The sequence below is a fragment of the Kitasatospora sp. NPDC001159 genome (assembly GCF_053598235.1).
On the sequence record NZ_JBSFJV010000017.1, the window covers coordinates 101,715 to 115,770 of the forward strand.

Sequence of the window (14,056 nt, forward strand, 5' to 3'; positions counted from 1 at the left end):
TGATTTACTGCGGAAGAAGGCGGTCGTGACAGAGCTTCCCCCGGTCGAGTACGGCCTCGCCGTCGAGCGCTACCTGGCCGCCTCCGGGCTCGCCGAGCGCTCCCGGCGGATCTACCGGATCGCACTGAACACCTGGGCCTGGGCGCTCGCCGACCGGTCCGCCCCCACCGGCCCCGAACGGCGGCGCGCCCGGCCGCCCGTGCTCCCGCTCGCCCTGCTCGACCACCCGGACGCCGCCGAGCGGCTGCGCGCCGCCGTGGTGCTGCGCGGCACCGGCACCGACCCGCGCACGCTCAACCGCGAACTCTCCACCCTGCGCGCGGCGGTGGCCTGGTGGCGGGCCCAGGGCTGGATCGACGGCGACCCGACCGTCGAGCTGCGCCCCGTCCCGCTGCCCGCACCGGCCGAGGTCGCCGCCCCGCTAGCCGAGGAGCAGCTGCGCGCCCTGTTCGCCCTGCGCGCGCCGCTGCGCGAACAGACGCTGTGGCACCTGCTGCACGAGTCCGGCGCCGCCATCGAGACCGTCCTCGCGCTGAACACCCACGAACTCGACCTGCCCCGCCGCCGCAGCCACCCCCGGCCAGACCACCCCTCCGTCCGGTGGCAGGCCGGAACCGCCCGGCTGCTCCCGCTGCTGATCGCCGGCCGCACCGGGGGTCCGCTCTTCCTCACCGACCGCCGCGCCCCGGCCGGCACCCCGAACGCCGACCGCTGCCCGCACACCGGCCGCGCCCGCCTCTCCTACCGGCGCGCCGCCGAGCTCTTCACCGTGCACACCCGGACGCTCGGCCCCGGCTGGACGCTCCGCCGGCTGCGTTCAGCCGCGCCGCGCCCCTCGCGGAACTCTTAGTGATCATGAAGTGACAGAACGCCCCGGCCGACGACCGGGCCCGGAACCCGAGGGTGCTACGACGTGGTGGTGCCGGCGTCGGCCCGGGCCTGCTCCGCGGCAGCCTCGGCCCGGGCCTGGTCCGCGGCGACGAGGTCGGCGGGCGGCGGGACGATACGCAGGTTGCCGATCAGGCCGGGGGCGACCATGCCCGGCAGGAGGAAGCGCCACATCGCGCTGACGCGCTCCGGCAGGTCCTCGCGGTTCGTGTAGACCTGCGACATCACCTGCAGGCCGGTGAACGCACCGATGATGACGGTGGTGGCCTCGTCCAGGTCCAGGCCGGGCAGGATCTCGCCCTGCGACTGCGCCTCGCCGAGGAGGTCCCGGACGGCCGCGGCCGACTGCTCGTACGGAGTGTGGGCCGGGAGCGGGAACGAGGTCTTCTCCACTGCCAGGCGCACGCTGGCCCGCAGTACCGGATCGCGCTGGAGCTGGACGGCGAACCCGAAGGTCAGGTCGATGACCGACTGGACCCTGGTGGACCGCTCGGGGGCGACGAGGGCCCCGCTGTGCGCGTCGAGCAGGGCCGTGGCGATCGATTCCTTGGAGGGGAAGTGGTGGTACAGGGCGCCACGGGTCAGGCCGCTGCGGGCGAGGATCTCGTTGGTGCTCGCGGCGTCGTATCCGTGAAGGTCGAACACCTCGGCGGCGGCCTCCAGGATCGCCTGCCGCGATCGCGTTCCGCGTTCCTGCTTCGCCATACCCGGATCCTTGCCACTAGCCAACGAACGATACAGACAAGTCTGCATTGTACTTGGAAACGAAGGACTCACAGGGACGCGCGAAGCGAAGCCGGACACACGCGCGGTTCCGCAGTGCGCCCCCTCACGGGCTGCCCAGGCGGAAACCGTTGCTTCCCCGACCGGGCCGGTCGCCGCCGCACAGCGGTCAATAAGCAGGCAAATCCGCCTTTTCGTCGACCCCGTTGCATGATGCACTCACCGCACCGGGGCGCCGGGCCCACCGAGCCGTCCTTCCGCTCCCCGACACACCCGGTCCCAATTTTTTACTTGATTTACCAGACGGACCTGTCTGTATTTTATTGACCGCGGGATGGGGGCTGTTGCCACACTCAGCAGCTCCGCCCTGCCCGAAAACAGACAGGAGCGCCAGCCATGACCGCAATGCTCGTGACGGTCGGCCTCGTCCCGCGCGAACGGCTGTCAGTGTCCGTCCACCCCGCGGCGCATCCCGATGCGGTCACGGCATCCGCGCTGCTGCACGCGGTGGCCGACTGCATGTCGCCCAACCCGGCGCGGCGGAACATCGACCGCGCACACGCCCGGGTCCTGGCGGCGGGGCAAAGAGCCGCCGCGCACGCGTTGGACATGCCGGCCACCGACCACTGGTTCGACAACGCACCGCTCTGGGCCGACCTGGGCCGGGCAGCGGGCCCGGGATGGGACGCGGACGCCGCGCGCATGCAGCAGTGGTACCCGGACCAGGCGGCAGCGGCCTGATCCCGCTCCCCGCCGGGCGGGCCCGCCGGCATCCACAGCCCCAACCGTCCAGCCGCGGCGAGCGGTTGGAGATTCAGCACTATCTGAAGGACTGGCACACGTGGAATACACGAACCTCGGCCGCAGCGGACTGTCCGTGTCCCGGCTCGTACTCGGCACGATGAACTTCGGGACGCAGACCTCCGAAGCGGACAGCCACACGATCATGGACCGGGCGCACGACCGCGGCATCAACTTCTTCGACACGGCCAACGTGTACGGCACGCGCCCGGGCGAGCAGCCGACCGAGCCGATCATCGGCCGGTGGTTCGCCGGCGGCAACGGGCGGCGCGAGAAGACCGTGCTGGCCACCAAGGCCTACCTCCCGACGGGCGACTGGCCCAACGAGTCCGGCCTGTCGGCGCTGAACATCCGGCGCGCCTGCGAGGCGTCGCTCAAGCGCCTGGGGACCGACTACATCGACGTGTACCAGATGCACCACGTCGACCGGAGCACTCCGTGGGAGGAGATCTGGGAGGCGTTCAGCGTCCTCCGCCAGCAGGGCAAGGTGCTCTACTTCGGCTCCTCCAACTTCGCCGGTTGGCACATAGCCCAGGCCCAGGAGGCCGCCCGGTCGCGGCACTTCCTCGGCCTGGTCAGCGAGCAGTCGCGGTACAACCTGATGACCCGCTGGGCCGAGCTGGAGGTGCTGCCCGCGGCCCGGCACTACGGCCTCGGCCTGATCCCCTGGGGGCCGCTGAACGGCGGAGTGCTCGGCGGAGTCCTGCGCAAGCTGAAGGAGGGCGGCGCGGCCCGCGGCACCACCGGGCACTCCGCCGGCCTACTCGCCCAGCACCGCGACACCGTCGAGGCGTACGAGAAGCTGTGCGCGGGGATCGGCGAGGACCCCGCGCACGTCGGACTGGCCTGGCTGCTCGCCCAGGACGGCGTGACCGGCCCCGTCATCGGGCCGCGAACGGCCGAGCAGCTCGACGGCTCGCTGCGCGCCCTGACGATCAGGCTCGACGCCGCCACCCTGGCGAAGCTGGACCAGCTGTTCCCGCCGCCCGGCCCGAACGGCGCCAAGCCGGCGCCCGAGGCGTACGCCTGGTGAGCGCACTCGTGTGCTGAACGCCGCCGTGGCGGCACGCACCTGTGTGGTGGTGCGTGCCCCCGCGACGGCGCCGACCCGCAGGACCGACCGGGAGCCACGCCAGCAGGGCAGGACGGGCCGGAAGGATTCGCACTCCCCGCAGTAGTTCGTACTCTCGGCAAAGGGAGGCGTCGTGTGCAAGGTGCTCACCGCCACCGTGGCGAAATCACTATCCGGGCGGCCCGTGCTTGCCGGGATGCCGGGATCTCCAGCGTGGCCGTGTACGCGGATCCGGACCGGGACGCGTTGCACGTCCGGGCCCCGGACGAGGCGTTCGCGCTCGGTGGCGACACCCCGGCCACCAGCTATCTGGGCATCGACGAGGTGCTGCCGGCCGCCAAGGATTCGGGTGCGGACGCGATCCACCCGGGCTACGGCTTCCTCTCTGATGTCACCCGTAGATGCCAGAACGCCCCGGGCCGTGATCGGCCCGGGGCGTTCTGCGTTCTTCGGCCCTCTGACCTGGGCCGGAAGCGGAGCCCCCTGTCGGGTTCGAACCGACGACCCCCGCTTTACAAGACGAACCCGGATCATGACGGGGCGTGATGCCTGATGCCGCGTGGCGCTGAACCTGCAGGTCAGCGCCACGCGGCAGGTTTCAGGATCCAGCCACGGATAGCTCCTGCCGCCACGTCCGCTCACGCATCGCTCACGCACGCGCATGGCCGGTGGGACGTCACTTCTTCTCCGCTGACTGTCTATCAACGATTTGGCCCCCCAGCAGCCTTGGGCCGACTAGAATGCCGGAACCCACGCCGATCCTTTGGCATCTCCTAATGCGAGCCAGGCTAGAAAGCGGGTTGCGAATGAACCTCGCCACCATCGAGCGAATGGTACGAGAGGGCGATCTGAGCATCGAAGCCCTGAAGTATCTCATCGACTGTCGCGGCGAGTGCGAGTGGCTCGATTTCAAGCAGGAACTCCGACTCGAAAACGACCATGGCGCAGCATCGTTCGCCAAGGATGCCCTAGCGATGAAGAATACCGGCGGCGGATACATTGTGGTCGGCGTTCAAGACAAGACATGGGTCCCCGTGGGCCTTCCCGGCGAAATTCCCTACGATGCAAAACTTCTTCGCGACAAGGTGCGCCGGGCGACGGGAGTTGAAATCGCCGTCGACATTGTGCAGCACGAGCTGCGCTACACCGGCGAACCTCGCTGGTTCGCCATAATCTTCATTCGCGCCACTGCAAAACGGCGTAAGCGGCGCACGCCAACCCTTGTGAAGAATGATTTCTGCATCAAAGAATCCTTTGGGCTTCGACGAGGTGAGATTTATTTCCGGCGCGGCGACTCCACTGTTCGACTTGACAGTGGCGAGGAGCTTGAAGAGTTGCTGGATGACCTCGAGGAGCGAGCCGATCAGGACAGTCTCGATAAAGAGACAAAGAGTCCATTTGCCGTAGATTCAGGGACCTATCGACTTCTCGAGAAGGACTATCAGTTCTTCGTTGGGCGCAACAGGCTCCGAGAGCAGCTCATTACTGCGGTAACAAAGGATCCACGCATCTGGATCATCAATGTCCACGGGCCGGGAGGAGTTGGAAAATCGGCTCTTGCCACGTGGGCGGCGTACCATTTTTACCAAGAGCGCTCCTTTGACGCCATCCTGCAACTGACTGCCAAGGAAACCATCCTTACTGCAGGCGGGATCACTCGATCCGCGAGCCGGACTCTATATTCTCTTGAAGGGCTGCTCGATCAGATCCTTCACCTCTTCGGCGAGGAGTCTCCCGAATCTCTTGAGGCGAAGAAGTGCACAGTCGTCGAGTGGCTCTCCGCATTGCCCACTCTCATTGTTCTCGACAACCTGGAAACGGTAGATGACGGGAGAATCATTTCCTTCGTTCAGGATCTACCGCCCGCATCCCTGGCGAAGGTAATCATCACCAGTCGTCGCAAGACTGGCGGATGGGAATATCCCGTAACCGTGCCAGAGTTGGACAATGACGAGACTCGCGAATTTGTGACAGTCAAGGCACAGGAGCTCCAAATTGGCCTACAGCTCACAGATCGCCGAGTCGAGCAGATCAGGAAGTCTTGCGGAGGGCTCCCCCTTGCTATTCAATGGGCTCTCGGGCGCTATAAACTGCGCGGCGACCTGGACAGTGCCCTGAAGGACGTCAGCGGCGACGATTCACCAGTACTGGAGTTTAGCTTCCGTAACATCTGGGATGTTCTCTCGCAAGATGCGAAACGCGTATTGGCAGTGATGTATATCTTTGACACTCCTCCGGGGAGCCAGCTGCTTGGCCTTGCGGCAGAGATGTCACACGATCGACTGGACAAGGCACTCCGCGAGCTGGAGGAAGCCACGCTTGTCAGTCGCCAGCTTCATCCGGCTGACGGTCAAGCTGTATTCGTGAGTCTGCCCATCACGCTGGCCTTCGCTGGTCGCCAGCTCTCGCGGTTCGGCACTCTGGAAACCGACGCGCGCCGCAGGGTGCAGCAATATACCCAGCAAATGGAGCTTAGATCGTGGGAAGTCGAGCGCTTCGTAAGCGTTTTTGAGCGCTTCGGAATCCAGACCGATAATGAGAAGCGCGGCGCAATTCTCTGCCGACGCGGCGAATCCGAAACATTCTCGGGAAACCTTGATGCCGCAGACGACCTGTTTAAACAAGCTCGGCAGATCGCCCCAACTAGCGCTTACGTCTTCGCCATGAGCGCCAGCTATGAATTGACCAGGCAGCGACTTGGCCAGGCAATGCGCTTTGCCGAGGTCGCGTGCAGTCGAGCAAATAAGCTCACCGGGGCCTTCGCGTACGGCGTGAAAGCAAGGGTATGTGACGCTCAGCGCGACAAGTACGGTCGGGTAAATGCCCTTCGTCGAGCAGTAGAATACTCCCCTAGTGATCTCGTGTTGCGCCATCAACTCGGCGTTGCACTCAGTCGCGCTGGCGAGCCCGTGGCGGCTGTCATGGAGTTCACAAAGATCATTAATGAGGAATCTGCGCGGGAAGTTCCCAGCGAAACGCTCCTGATGGCTATCAAGACCCGGGTCATCAATTACCGGCGCCTTGGGCGGCAAGATGACGCGCGTGACGATCTTACGCTCGCCAAGTCCCTGCTTTCCCAGCATCCACACCTGAGCGCGCAGGCTCACCATATTGCCGAGCTGGAATAACGGGTCCATGATGCGACAGTGTCCGCTCTCCAAATTGAGCGGACACTATCCCACTTTGTGATCGCCATGCGGGAATCCAGGGAAGGCGCTGGGGCGTGGATAGAGTCACATTGGCGTGGGCTCGGAAGCTGGCCAAGAACGACCTCTCATGTGATCTATAGCCGGCACACCAGGAATCCACCGAGGCATTTAATTTTGAACACCCCTTCGGTCGCGATCGTGGCGGAAGCTATCTCTGCTGCCCGGCTGACGGTCTCGTGGAATGGGACGCCGCACTGGTCGGCCCACGCCTCATAGGAGGCTAGGTGGGCAACGATTGGCGCGGGGTCGGTGAGCTCGATGGTGCCGGGCAGTGGCCGGAGTCGGATGTCCTTGAAAGCCGTCCCGAGGTAGCTGCGGGCCTTCTCCAGGGAGAAGCGGGAGCTGAGGGAGACCCGTGCTGGCCCCTCGGGAATCCCGAGGACGTCTCCTGCGGCCCGAGCCCAGAGCTGGTCCAGTTCCTGCTTGTCGGTGTCGCTGTTGGTCGAGGCGATGAGCACGCCGCCAGGCCGGAGGACGCGGGCCAGTTCCTTGATCGTGGCCTCGATGTCGCTGACGTGGTACAGCATGTGCAAGGCCAACACGGCGTCGGCGCAGTCGTCGGCGAAGGGCAGGGCCTGGGCGTCGGTCACCAGGACCGGCTTCTCGACGCCGGCGAGGATGCCCGCCGAAATGTCCATCCCGACGACCTGGAGGTCCGGGCGGCCCCTGTGCAGGCGGTTGACGAACTTGCCGTTGCCGCAGCCGACGTCGAGGACGGTCCCGCTCGTGCCGGCCAGCTCTTCGAGGACGATCCCGGGCAGGTCGTACTGCGGCTGCTGCCACCGATAGATCGACTGGCGGGCGGCCAGGTGGCGTCCGTCGGCGTAGGCGCTGTTCGCGAGGATGGACTTGTCGGCGACAGCGGCGTCCTGCTGTGCGGTGTTGCTCGTCACTGTGGCAGCTCCGGAGGGTTCGTGAGTGCGGGTCGAGAGCAGGCTTCTCTGACATTCTCACGGAGACTCAGGACGATCGGGGAGCCTGCGTAGGCGGGTTCGGCGAGACGAGTGCTCAGCGCCCGAAGGCGGCTGGAGATGCTCGCTGTTCGCCGGTCCGGTGCAGCGTCCAGCACCACCGAGAGCTTCTCCTGCACGCCGTCGAGGTCACCGTGGGCGAGGTGGGCGTTGGCGAGGTCAAGGCGGGCCGCCAGCAGGTCACCGGAGGACTGTTCCTGCTGCGGAGCGGACTCGTACAGGGCGATGGCCCTGGAGGACGCCTCGATGGCGCGGTTCACGTGACGCTGGCTGCCCAGGGCGAGGAGGGCGGTGCCGGCGTAGGTCCACTGCTTGGCCTCGGGAAACGTGAATACGCCGGGAAGATCCACGGCGGCTACTGTGCTCCGCGCCGCCTCGGCAGCTTCCACGGCTCGTAGCGCACTCGCGGTGTCGCCGAGCGCGGCGGTGGCCCGCGCTTCGAGGCTGAGCAGACGAGCTGCAATCGTCCCGCTGTCCGCGTACGGCAGTCCGGCTCTGGCCAGCTCGGCGGCCTGGTGGTGGTCCTGCTGCCAGTAGGCGATCAGGGACTGGACGGATCGGATCCAGGCCCGGAGACCGTTGTGGCCAGCTGACTCCGCGCAGCGCCAGGCCGTTCGCGAGTGCGTAGCCGCAGCTGCGTACTGGCCGAGGTCGAGGGCGACATGGGTGGCCAGGCCACAGAGGCGTCCGGCCTGCAGGTAGAGATGGCTTGTCTGGTAGGGGTGTTGGCGGCCTCGGAGTAAGTCGAACACTCCTCGCCGGAGGGCTCCGATGTCGTTGAAGAGCTCGGATACCGGCTTGCTCACGTAGTCCCCTGCCAGCCTCGCGATGTCCGCGTCGATCTGTTCGAGCAGCGTGTCATCCACGTTGGACGCGCTCGCGAAGCGAAGGAAGAGTGCGGACTCTGCCGAGTCGGCTGCCACGGCCACTACGAGATCGTTGTCGTGGTCCGTGCGTTGGGCAGGCACAGGAGGCGAAGCCTCGCCGCCGCTGCTGGGCGGTGGAACTGCTTCGGCGGCTGCCGGGGGTGCTGTCAGCAGGTCGGCCAACTGGTCGACCGAGAGTTTCAGGACGTGGGCGAGCTTCGGCCGCATCCAGGGCTGTGGGGCACCCCTGCCGCTCTCCCATCGCCCCACGGTCGTACGGTCCACATCGAGGGCTTCAGCCAGGGATTCCTGGGTGTGGCCAACCGCCTCCCTGCGCTGGATCAGCCGGGACCTCCTGGATGCCATCCCGCGTCCTCCAGAGGTACGTCAGTTCGTCTGCAGTCGTAACAGGCCAGGTCATGCCCGGGTTTGCAGCACGGATGCCTCGTTGCCGCCTCAATTCTGCTCTGGTTCACCGGCGTTGGAGGCGGTTCTGTAGATACCTGCCGGGTGAATCCCGGCGCGAATCGGCCCGCTGCCGACCTCGTCCCGGTGAAAGGTCCGCGCTCATGTCCGTCGCCACCCGGCAGGCCATTGCCCCCGCCCCGTTCGGCTTTCGCGTGCTGCCCAGTGTCAAGGCCGTGCCGGACGCCCGGCGGCGGGTGCTACGGACCGTGCGCGGTTGGGGCCTGCCGCTGGCGGAGGACGCACTCCGCGATGTCGAGTTGCTGTCCAGCGAGCTGATCACCAACGCCGTGTCCCACACCCACGCCCCGTGCGTCGTATGCGTCTCCTGGGACGGTGAACGGCTGCGCGTCGAGGTGACGGACGTCGGCCACGAACTCCCGGCTGCCGGCGGGATCGATCTCGACGCCACCGACGGGCGAGGGCTGTTCCTGGTGGCCGCGCTCGCGACGGACTGGGGCGCCGAGCCGGACCCCGCCGGAAAGCGGATCTGGTTCGAGGTCGGCACCACCGCCGCCGTCTCGGGCGACGAGCGGCTCACCGCGCTGGTGAGGGCCGCTGCCCCGAAGGCACGGGACGTCGTGCCGACCACCGTCTGACAAGACTTCCTCCCGCCCCGACGCGGGCTTGGGGGGATACAGGTGCCCGCGATGGTCAACAGCCACGCGGCACAAGCACCTGAGGTTCCTTGCCAGCGCCTTGCCCTGGCAACGGGTCCACCGCCGCACCCACGACGGGGCTGGGCAGTCGCCCCGCCCCATGAAACCGAAGGAGTACTTCATGCCCGAGAACCTGACGACCAGCACCGAGCTGGAAGGCGACGGCTTGCTTGTCGCCCGTGCCAAGGTCGCCGCGGCCCGCTCGCGGGGCGAGCAGCCGTCGGACGGCGGCTCCACCGGCCGCACCGACACCAACGACTGACGGCTGCATCACGATGACCGCCGAGCACTTCTCGGTGGTTGAGCGTCTGGGCGGGGATGACTTTCTCGCCCGGACGCTCGGCCGCAGCTTCAAGGTCGCACGCGGCGAAGCCGCGTCGCTCGCCAGGCTGATGAGCTGGGATGACCTCAACACCATCCTGACCCACCACCGGTTCGAACCCCCTCGCTTCCGCCTCGCCGCCAACGGGGAACAGGTGTCCGCGCACACCTACTCGCGGCCGATCACCACCCGGCGAAGCACCGTCTGGCACCAGCTCCAGCCCTCCGAGCTGCACAAGCGGCTCGCCGAAGGGGCCACGCTCGTCCTGGACGCCGTCGACGAGCTCCATCCCGGCATCGGCTCCGTGGCCTCCCAGCTGGAGCGCTGGCTGCGAACCGGCGTGCAGGTCAACCTATACGCCTCGTGGACCAGCACCGAGGGCTTCGGCGTCCACTGGGATGACCACGATGTGGTGGTCGTCCAGCTCGACGGCGCGAAGCGCTGGCGCATCTACGGACCGACCCGCACCGTCCCCCTGCACCGCGACGTCGAGATGCCCGAGCCGCCGCCGGACGAACCCATTGCCGACCTGGTGCTCAACGCTGGTGACATGCTCTACCTGCCCCGGGGCTGGTGGCACGCCGTCGCTGCTTCCGAGGGCCAGCACTCGCTGCACGTCACGTGCGGGCTGCAGAGCACGACGGGCGCTGACCTGATCACCTGGTTGTCGGAGGTCCTGCGCGCCCACGAGGCCATCCGGGCAGACATTCCGCGCTTCGGAACTGCCGAGGAGCAGCGCGTCTACCTCGAAACGATCGGCAAGCTCGTCGCGGCCGAGTTGGAGAGTGCCGATCTGATCACTCGCTTCTCCGTCGCTCGCGATGCCACCGAGCGGGCCAGGTTGGTCCCGTCGCTGCCGTACATCACGACGGCTCCGCCGAACGCGGATCTGCGGGTACGTCTCGTCACCACGCGGCCCGCGCTCGCCGCCGGGCCGGAGGGCACGGTGCGGCTGACCACAGGCGGCGAGGAGTGGACGTTCGCGGCCCAGGCCCAGCCGATGCTCACGCTCCTCGCCGATGGGGAGAGTCACCGACTGGCCGATCTCGCACAGGCCGCCGGCATCACGCTCGCGCAGGCGGCCGGTGTCGTGACGGAGCTGGTCGACGGCCAGGTCGCCGCCATCGGGGGCGAGCGATGACCGCACGGCTGGGCCTGGGCACCTATCGCTGTCTCGATGTGGCCGAGGCCGCCTTGATGGCCGTCTCCCGTGGTGCCGACTGGGTGGACACCGCGCCCAACTACGAGAACGGCCAGGCGGAGACATCGCTGGCCCTGGCCCTGGCTGCTTACCCTGACCTGCGGGTCTCCACGAAGGTGGGCTTCCTCTCGCCGAGCGCCAGGCGCCTCGGCGTGCGTGCGGGCGCGCTGTCCGCCGAGGACGCCGAGCACGGGCACTGCCTCGCGCCCGACTACATCGCCTGGCAGGTCGCCCGCAGCAAACGCATGCTCGGCCGAGTCCCCGACCTGGTGTTCCTGCACAACCCCGAACACGGCTGCCAGGAAGGCAAGATCGCCGACCGGCTGTACGCCGCCTTCCTCGCCCTGGAGGAGGCGTGCAGCCAACACGCGATCGGCGCCTACGGGGTCGCAACCTGGTGTGGCTTCAGCAGCGGACTCTTCGACGTGCCCACCCTGCTCGAACTCGCGACCAAGGCCGGCGGCCTGAACCACAACCTACGGGCCATCCAACTCCCGGTCTCCCTCGTTCATCTCGCGCCCGTCGCTCAGGCCCTCGACGGGCAAGGCCCGTTGGCCGATGCCCTGGATGCGGATCTGGAGGTGTTCGCCTCCGCCCCGCTCCACGGCGGTGAGATCCCTGGCCTGGTGACCCCGGAACTGTCCGCGCTGATCACCCCTGGCAAGACCCCTGCCGAGACCGCCCTCGCCGTCGTCGCTTCCGCCCCGGGGGTGAAGCGCGTGCTCCTGTCGACGGGAAACCCGGAACACTGGATGGGGGCCGCCGAAGCCGTCGGCCAACCGCCGTTGTCTCCGGACGTACTCCGAAGGGTCGTTGATGTACTCGGAACCTGAGCCGGACACCGCCAAGCGGATGCGCGGGATGCACGCCACAGCAGCAGCGGCGCTCGACGCGACGCCGATCGGCTCCCGCGAAGCGTGGGGCTGGCGCGGTCGTACCCTCAGCCGCCCGGTTGCCACGGCGTCCGGCGAGGGATGGCTCCGCCTGGTGTCGGCCCCGGCCGACAAGGTCGGCGGGAAGCTCTGGGAGGGACCGCAGGAGGCGGAACGGCTCATGCCTCCTGCGGTACCGAGGCCGCGCCTGCGGGAGTGGCGCACCTGGAGCGAGGGCGAGCACGGCTACCTAGCGGAGCTGTACGACAAGATCACCGCCCCCACCATCACCACCCACGAGCCAATCCTCCGGAAAGCGCCCGACCTGGACGACGCCTGGTGGGACGGACTCAGCACCGCCCTCGATGGCATCGCCGCCGTCCCCAGCAGCCGAGCTGCGGTCCGGCAGGAGTACCTGGACCGTGCCATGCCCCAGTACCTGGGCATCCCGATCGACACCAAGGCGCCCGCCTGGACGACCGCTCACGGCGACCTGCACTGGGCCAACCTCACAGGCCCAACCCTCACGGTCCTCGACTGGGAAGGCTGGGGCATCGCACCCGCCGGCTACGACGCCGCGCTGCTGTACTCCTACAGCCTCCTGGTCCCCGACACCGCTGCCGAAATCCGGCGGCGGCTCGGGCACATCCTCGACACGCCCGCAGGACGGTTCGCCGAACTTGTGGTCATCACCGAGCTCCTGCAGACCACCACCCGGGGCGACAACCTCGACCTGGAGGAGCCCCTGCGGGGGCGGCTCTCCGAGCTCACCAACACCCGGCCCTCTGGTCGGGGGAACCGCGCCGAGTAACCCTTGGGGTATCCAACGCGACAGCTTGCTCCGCCCGGGGCACAGCAACGGCCACGTTCGTCGTACGCCAGGCTCGGCCGACGGCTCGACGCGTCCACCCAGGTCGGACGCCGTGAAAACTCCTGGCAGTCTGCCCGTCCGGCCTGGAGAATCCGGTCGTATGGGAGCCGACATACATGGGTTCGTCGAGTGCCGGGCCACTTACGGAACGCTCGACGAAGACAAGGCGCGCTGGCATGCGGCGATAGACCTGGACCTGCTGTACGGCGGTCGAAGCTACGACGCCTTCGGCTGCCTGTTCGGCGTCCGGAACCATGCCGGCTTCCGCCCGCTGGCCGGAGATCGAGGCATTCCCGCCGACGTGTCGTCCCGGACCCGACAGGCGTATCAGGAATGGGACCCCGATGGGCACAGCCCGTCCTGGATCAGCTGGGCCGAACTGGCCACGGTGGACTGGGACGAACCCGCCGAGGCCGTAGACGAGCGCGTACAGGAGTACAAACGCACGCCTGAGCAGGGTTGGGTACGGGCAGGCAAGTCGTTCCGTGGCCGCCAAGGCAGGTCAGAAGGGGCTGAGTGGATCGAAGACGGGATCCTGCTCCGCGTCGTGCGAATGGTGCGCCGGGACGCCGTGCCGGAAGACGGCGAGTGGGCACCAGTGTGGAAAACCATGAGCGCCCTCGCGGATGTCCATGGCGGAGAAAATGTCCGACTCGTCGTTTGGTTCGACAACTGACAGCCTCTCTGGACCTTGGGCAATGGCACCATCAGCACATCGTCACCCGCCCGTAGCTTCGTCGAGCGGAGGTTCGACCGTGAGCCACTCACTCAGTCAACGAGCAGTCCCATGGGGCTCTCGGCGGAGGGCTCGCCTGGTAGCTGTGCGCCCTCGCGCGGCCACCAGCCGAGCTGGGCAGTAGCGCGGAGGCCGTAGGACCGTCGAGCGCGACGACTTGCTCCGCCCTCGGGGGCGCGGGCCGGGGTAAGGACTCCTTACCCCACAACTTGCTCCGGCTGGCCGGGGCTCGCGGTAAGCAGCGCTTACCGCACAACTTGCTCCGCGTTCCTCCGCGTTCGGCCCCTCCGTCTTCCCCGGTGTGGGGCTAGGAGCGTGTCTCAGTAACAGGCAACCCACCTGCGTCTCGTGATCATTCGTGCGGGATGATCCCGGTGTGCATGGCGAGGATGGGCTGTTC

General features: G+C 67.5%; 13 protein-coding genes, 1 tRNA gene and 1 pseudogene. 11 read left to right on the forward strand and 4 right to left on the reverse strand.

What is annotated here, in order from left to right; all coding sequences use genetic code 11:
- The first annotated feature begins 25 nt into the window (after positions 1–25).
- On the forward strand, positions 26–850 hold the full coding sequence (locus ACWC9T_RS11900; RefSeq protein ID WP_449820898.1) for a hypothetical protein: 825 nt from the start codon (positions 26–28) through the stop codon (positions 848–850).
- A gap of 56 nt (positions 851–906) precedes the next feature.
- Here ACWC9T_RS11900 and ACWC9T_RS11905 read toward each other — a convergent pair whose 3' ends face one another.
- On the reverse strand, positions 907–1,593 hold the full coding sequence (locus tag ACWC9T_RS11905; protein ID WP_449820899.1) for a ScbR family autoregulator-binding transcription factor: 687 nt from the start codon (positions 1,591–1,593) through the stop codon (positions 907–909).
- Between the two features lie 414 nt (positions 1,594–2,007).
- Between ACWC9T_RS11905 and ACWC9T_RS11910 the strand changes: the two genes are divergently transcribed.
- The 3 genes and pseudogenes from ACWC9T_RS11910 to ACWC9T_RS11920 form a co-directional block, all read left to right on the forward strand.
- Complete coding sequence (locus ACWC9T_RS11910; RefSeq protein ID WP_449820900.1) at positions 2,008–2,352, forward strand: hypothetical protein; 345 nt, start codon at positions 2,008–2,010, stop codon at positions 2,350–2,352.
- 100 nt (positions 2,353–2,452) lie between these two features.
- Positions 2,453–3,445, forward strand: coding sequence for an aldo/keto reductase (locus ACWC9T_RS11915; protein ID WP_449820901.1), 993 nt, complete (start codon positions 2,453–2,455; stop codon positions 3,443–3,445).
- Between the two features lie 174 nt (positions 3,446–3,619).
- Positions 3,620–3,874: pseudogene (locus ACWC9T_RS11920) on the forward strand (biotin carboxylase N-terminal domain-containing protein); the annotation flags it as partial.
- 87 nt (positions 3,875–3,961) lie between these two features.
- Here the strand turns inward: ACWC9T_RS11920 and ACWC9T_RS11925 are convergent.
- Positions 3,962–4,048: transfer RNA gene (locus ACWC9T_RS11925), tRNA-Thr, on the reverse strand.
- A 242-nt stretch (positions 4,049–4,290) separates the two neighbouring features.
- Here ACWC9T_RS11925 and ACWC9T_RS11930 point away from each other — a divergent pair.
- On the forward strand, positions 4,291–6,612 hold the full coding sequence (locus tag ACWC9T_RS11930) for an RNA-binding domain-containing protein (RefSeq protein WP_449820902.1): 2,322 nt from the start codon (positions 4,291–4,293) through the stop codon (positions 6,610–6,612).
- 155 nt (positions 6,613–6,767) lie between these two features.
- Here ACWC9T_RS11930 and ACWC9T_RS11935 read toward each other — a convergent pair whose 3' ends face one another.
- Both ACWC9T_RS11935 and ACWC9T_RS11940 read right to left on the reverse strand, forming a co-directional pair.
- Positions 6,768–7,586 carry a class I SAM-dependent methyltransferase gene (locus ACWC9T_RS11935; protein ID WP_449820903.1) on the reverse strand — a complete coding sequence of 273 codons (819 nt, stop codon included), beginning with the start codon at positions 7,584–7,586 and terminating at the stop codon, positions 6,768–6,770.
- Positions 7,583–8,896, reverse strand: coding sequence for a helix-turn-helix transcriptional regulator (locus ACWC9T_RS11940; protein WP_449820904.1), 1,314 nt, complete (start codon positions 8,894–8,896; stop codon positions 7,583–7,585). Before ACWC9T_RS11940 ends, ACWC9T_RS11935 begins: the two co-directional genes overlap by 4 nt.
- 203 nt (positions 8,897–9,099) lie before the next feature.
- On the opposite strand from ACWC9T_RS11940, the gene ACWC9T_RS11945 reads away from it, so the two are divergent.
- The 6 genes from ACWC9T_RS11945 (at position 9,100) to ACWC9T_RS11970 (ending at position 13,596) form a co-directional block, all read left to right on the forward strand.
- The gene (locus ACWC9T_RS11945; RefSeq protein WP_449820905.1) at positions 9,100–9,594 is read left to right on the forward strand and encodes an ATP-binding protein; all 495 of its coding nucleotides are present in this window, start codon (positions 9,100–9,102) and stop codon (positions 9,592–9,594) included.
- Between the two features lie 181 nt (positions 9,595–9,775).
- Entirely contained in the window at positions 9,776–9,916 is a 141-nt protein-coding gene (locus tag ACWC9T_RS11950) for a hypothetical protein (RefSeq protein WP_280696480.1), read from the forward strand.
- Positions 9,917–9,929: 13 nt separating this feature from the next.
- The gene (locus tag ACWC9T_RS11955) at positions 9,930–11,117 is read left to right on the forward strand and encodes a cupin domain-containing protein (RefSeq protein WP_449820906.1); all 1,188 of its coding nucleotides are present in this window, start codon (positions 9,930–9,932) and stop codon (positions 11,115–11,117) included.
- Positions 11,114–12,010, forward strand: a complete 897-nt coding sequence (locus ACWC9T_RS11960; RefSeq protein WP_449820907.1) for an aldo/keto reductase — start codon at positions 11,114–11,116, stop codon at positions 12,008–12,010. The genes ACWC9T_RS11955 and ACWC9T_RS11960 overlap by 4 nt, the downstream gene beginning before the upstream one ends.
- Positions 11,994–12,860 carry a hypothetical protein gene (locus tag ACWC9T_RS11965; protein ID WP_449820908.1) on the forward strand — a complete coding sequence of 289 codons (867 nt, stop codon included), beginning with the start codon at positions 11,994–11,996 and terminating at the stop codon, positions 12,858–12,860. Before ACWC9T_RS11960 ends, ACWC9T_RS11965 begins: the two co-directional genes overlap by 17 nt.
- Positions 12,861–13,020: 160 nt before the next feature.
- Complete coding sequence (locus tag ACWC9T_RS11970; RefSeq protein WP_449820909.1) at positions 13,021–13,596, forward strand: hypothetical protein; 576 nt, start codon at positions 13,021–13,023, stop codon at positions 13,594–13,596.
- The last annotated feature ends 460 nt before the right edge of the window (positions 13,597–14,056 follow it).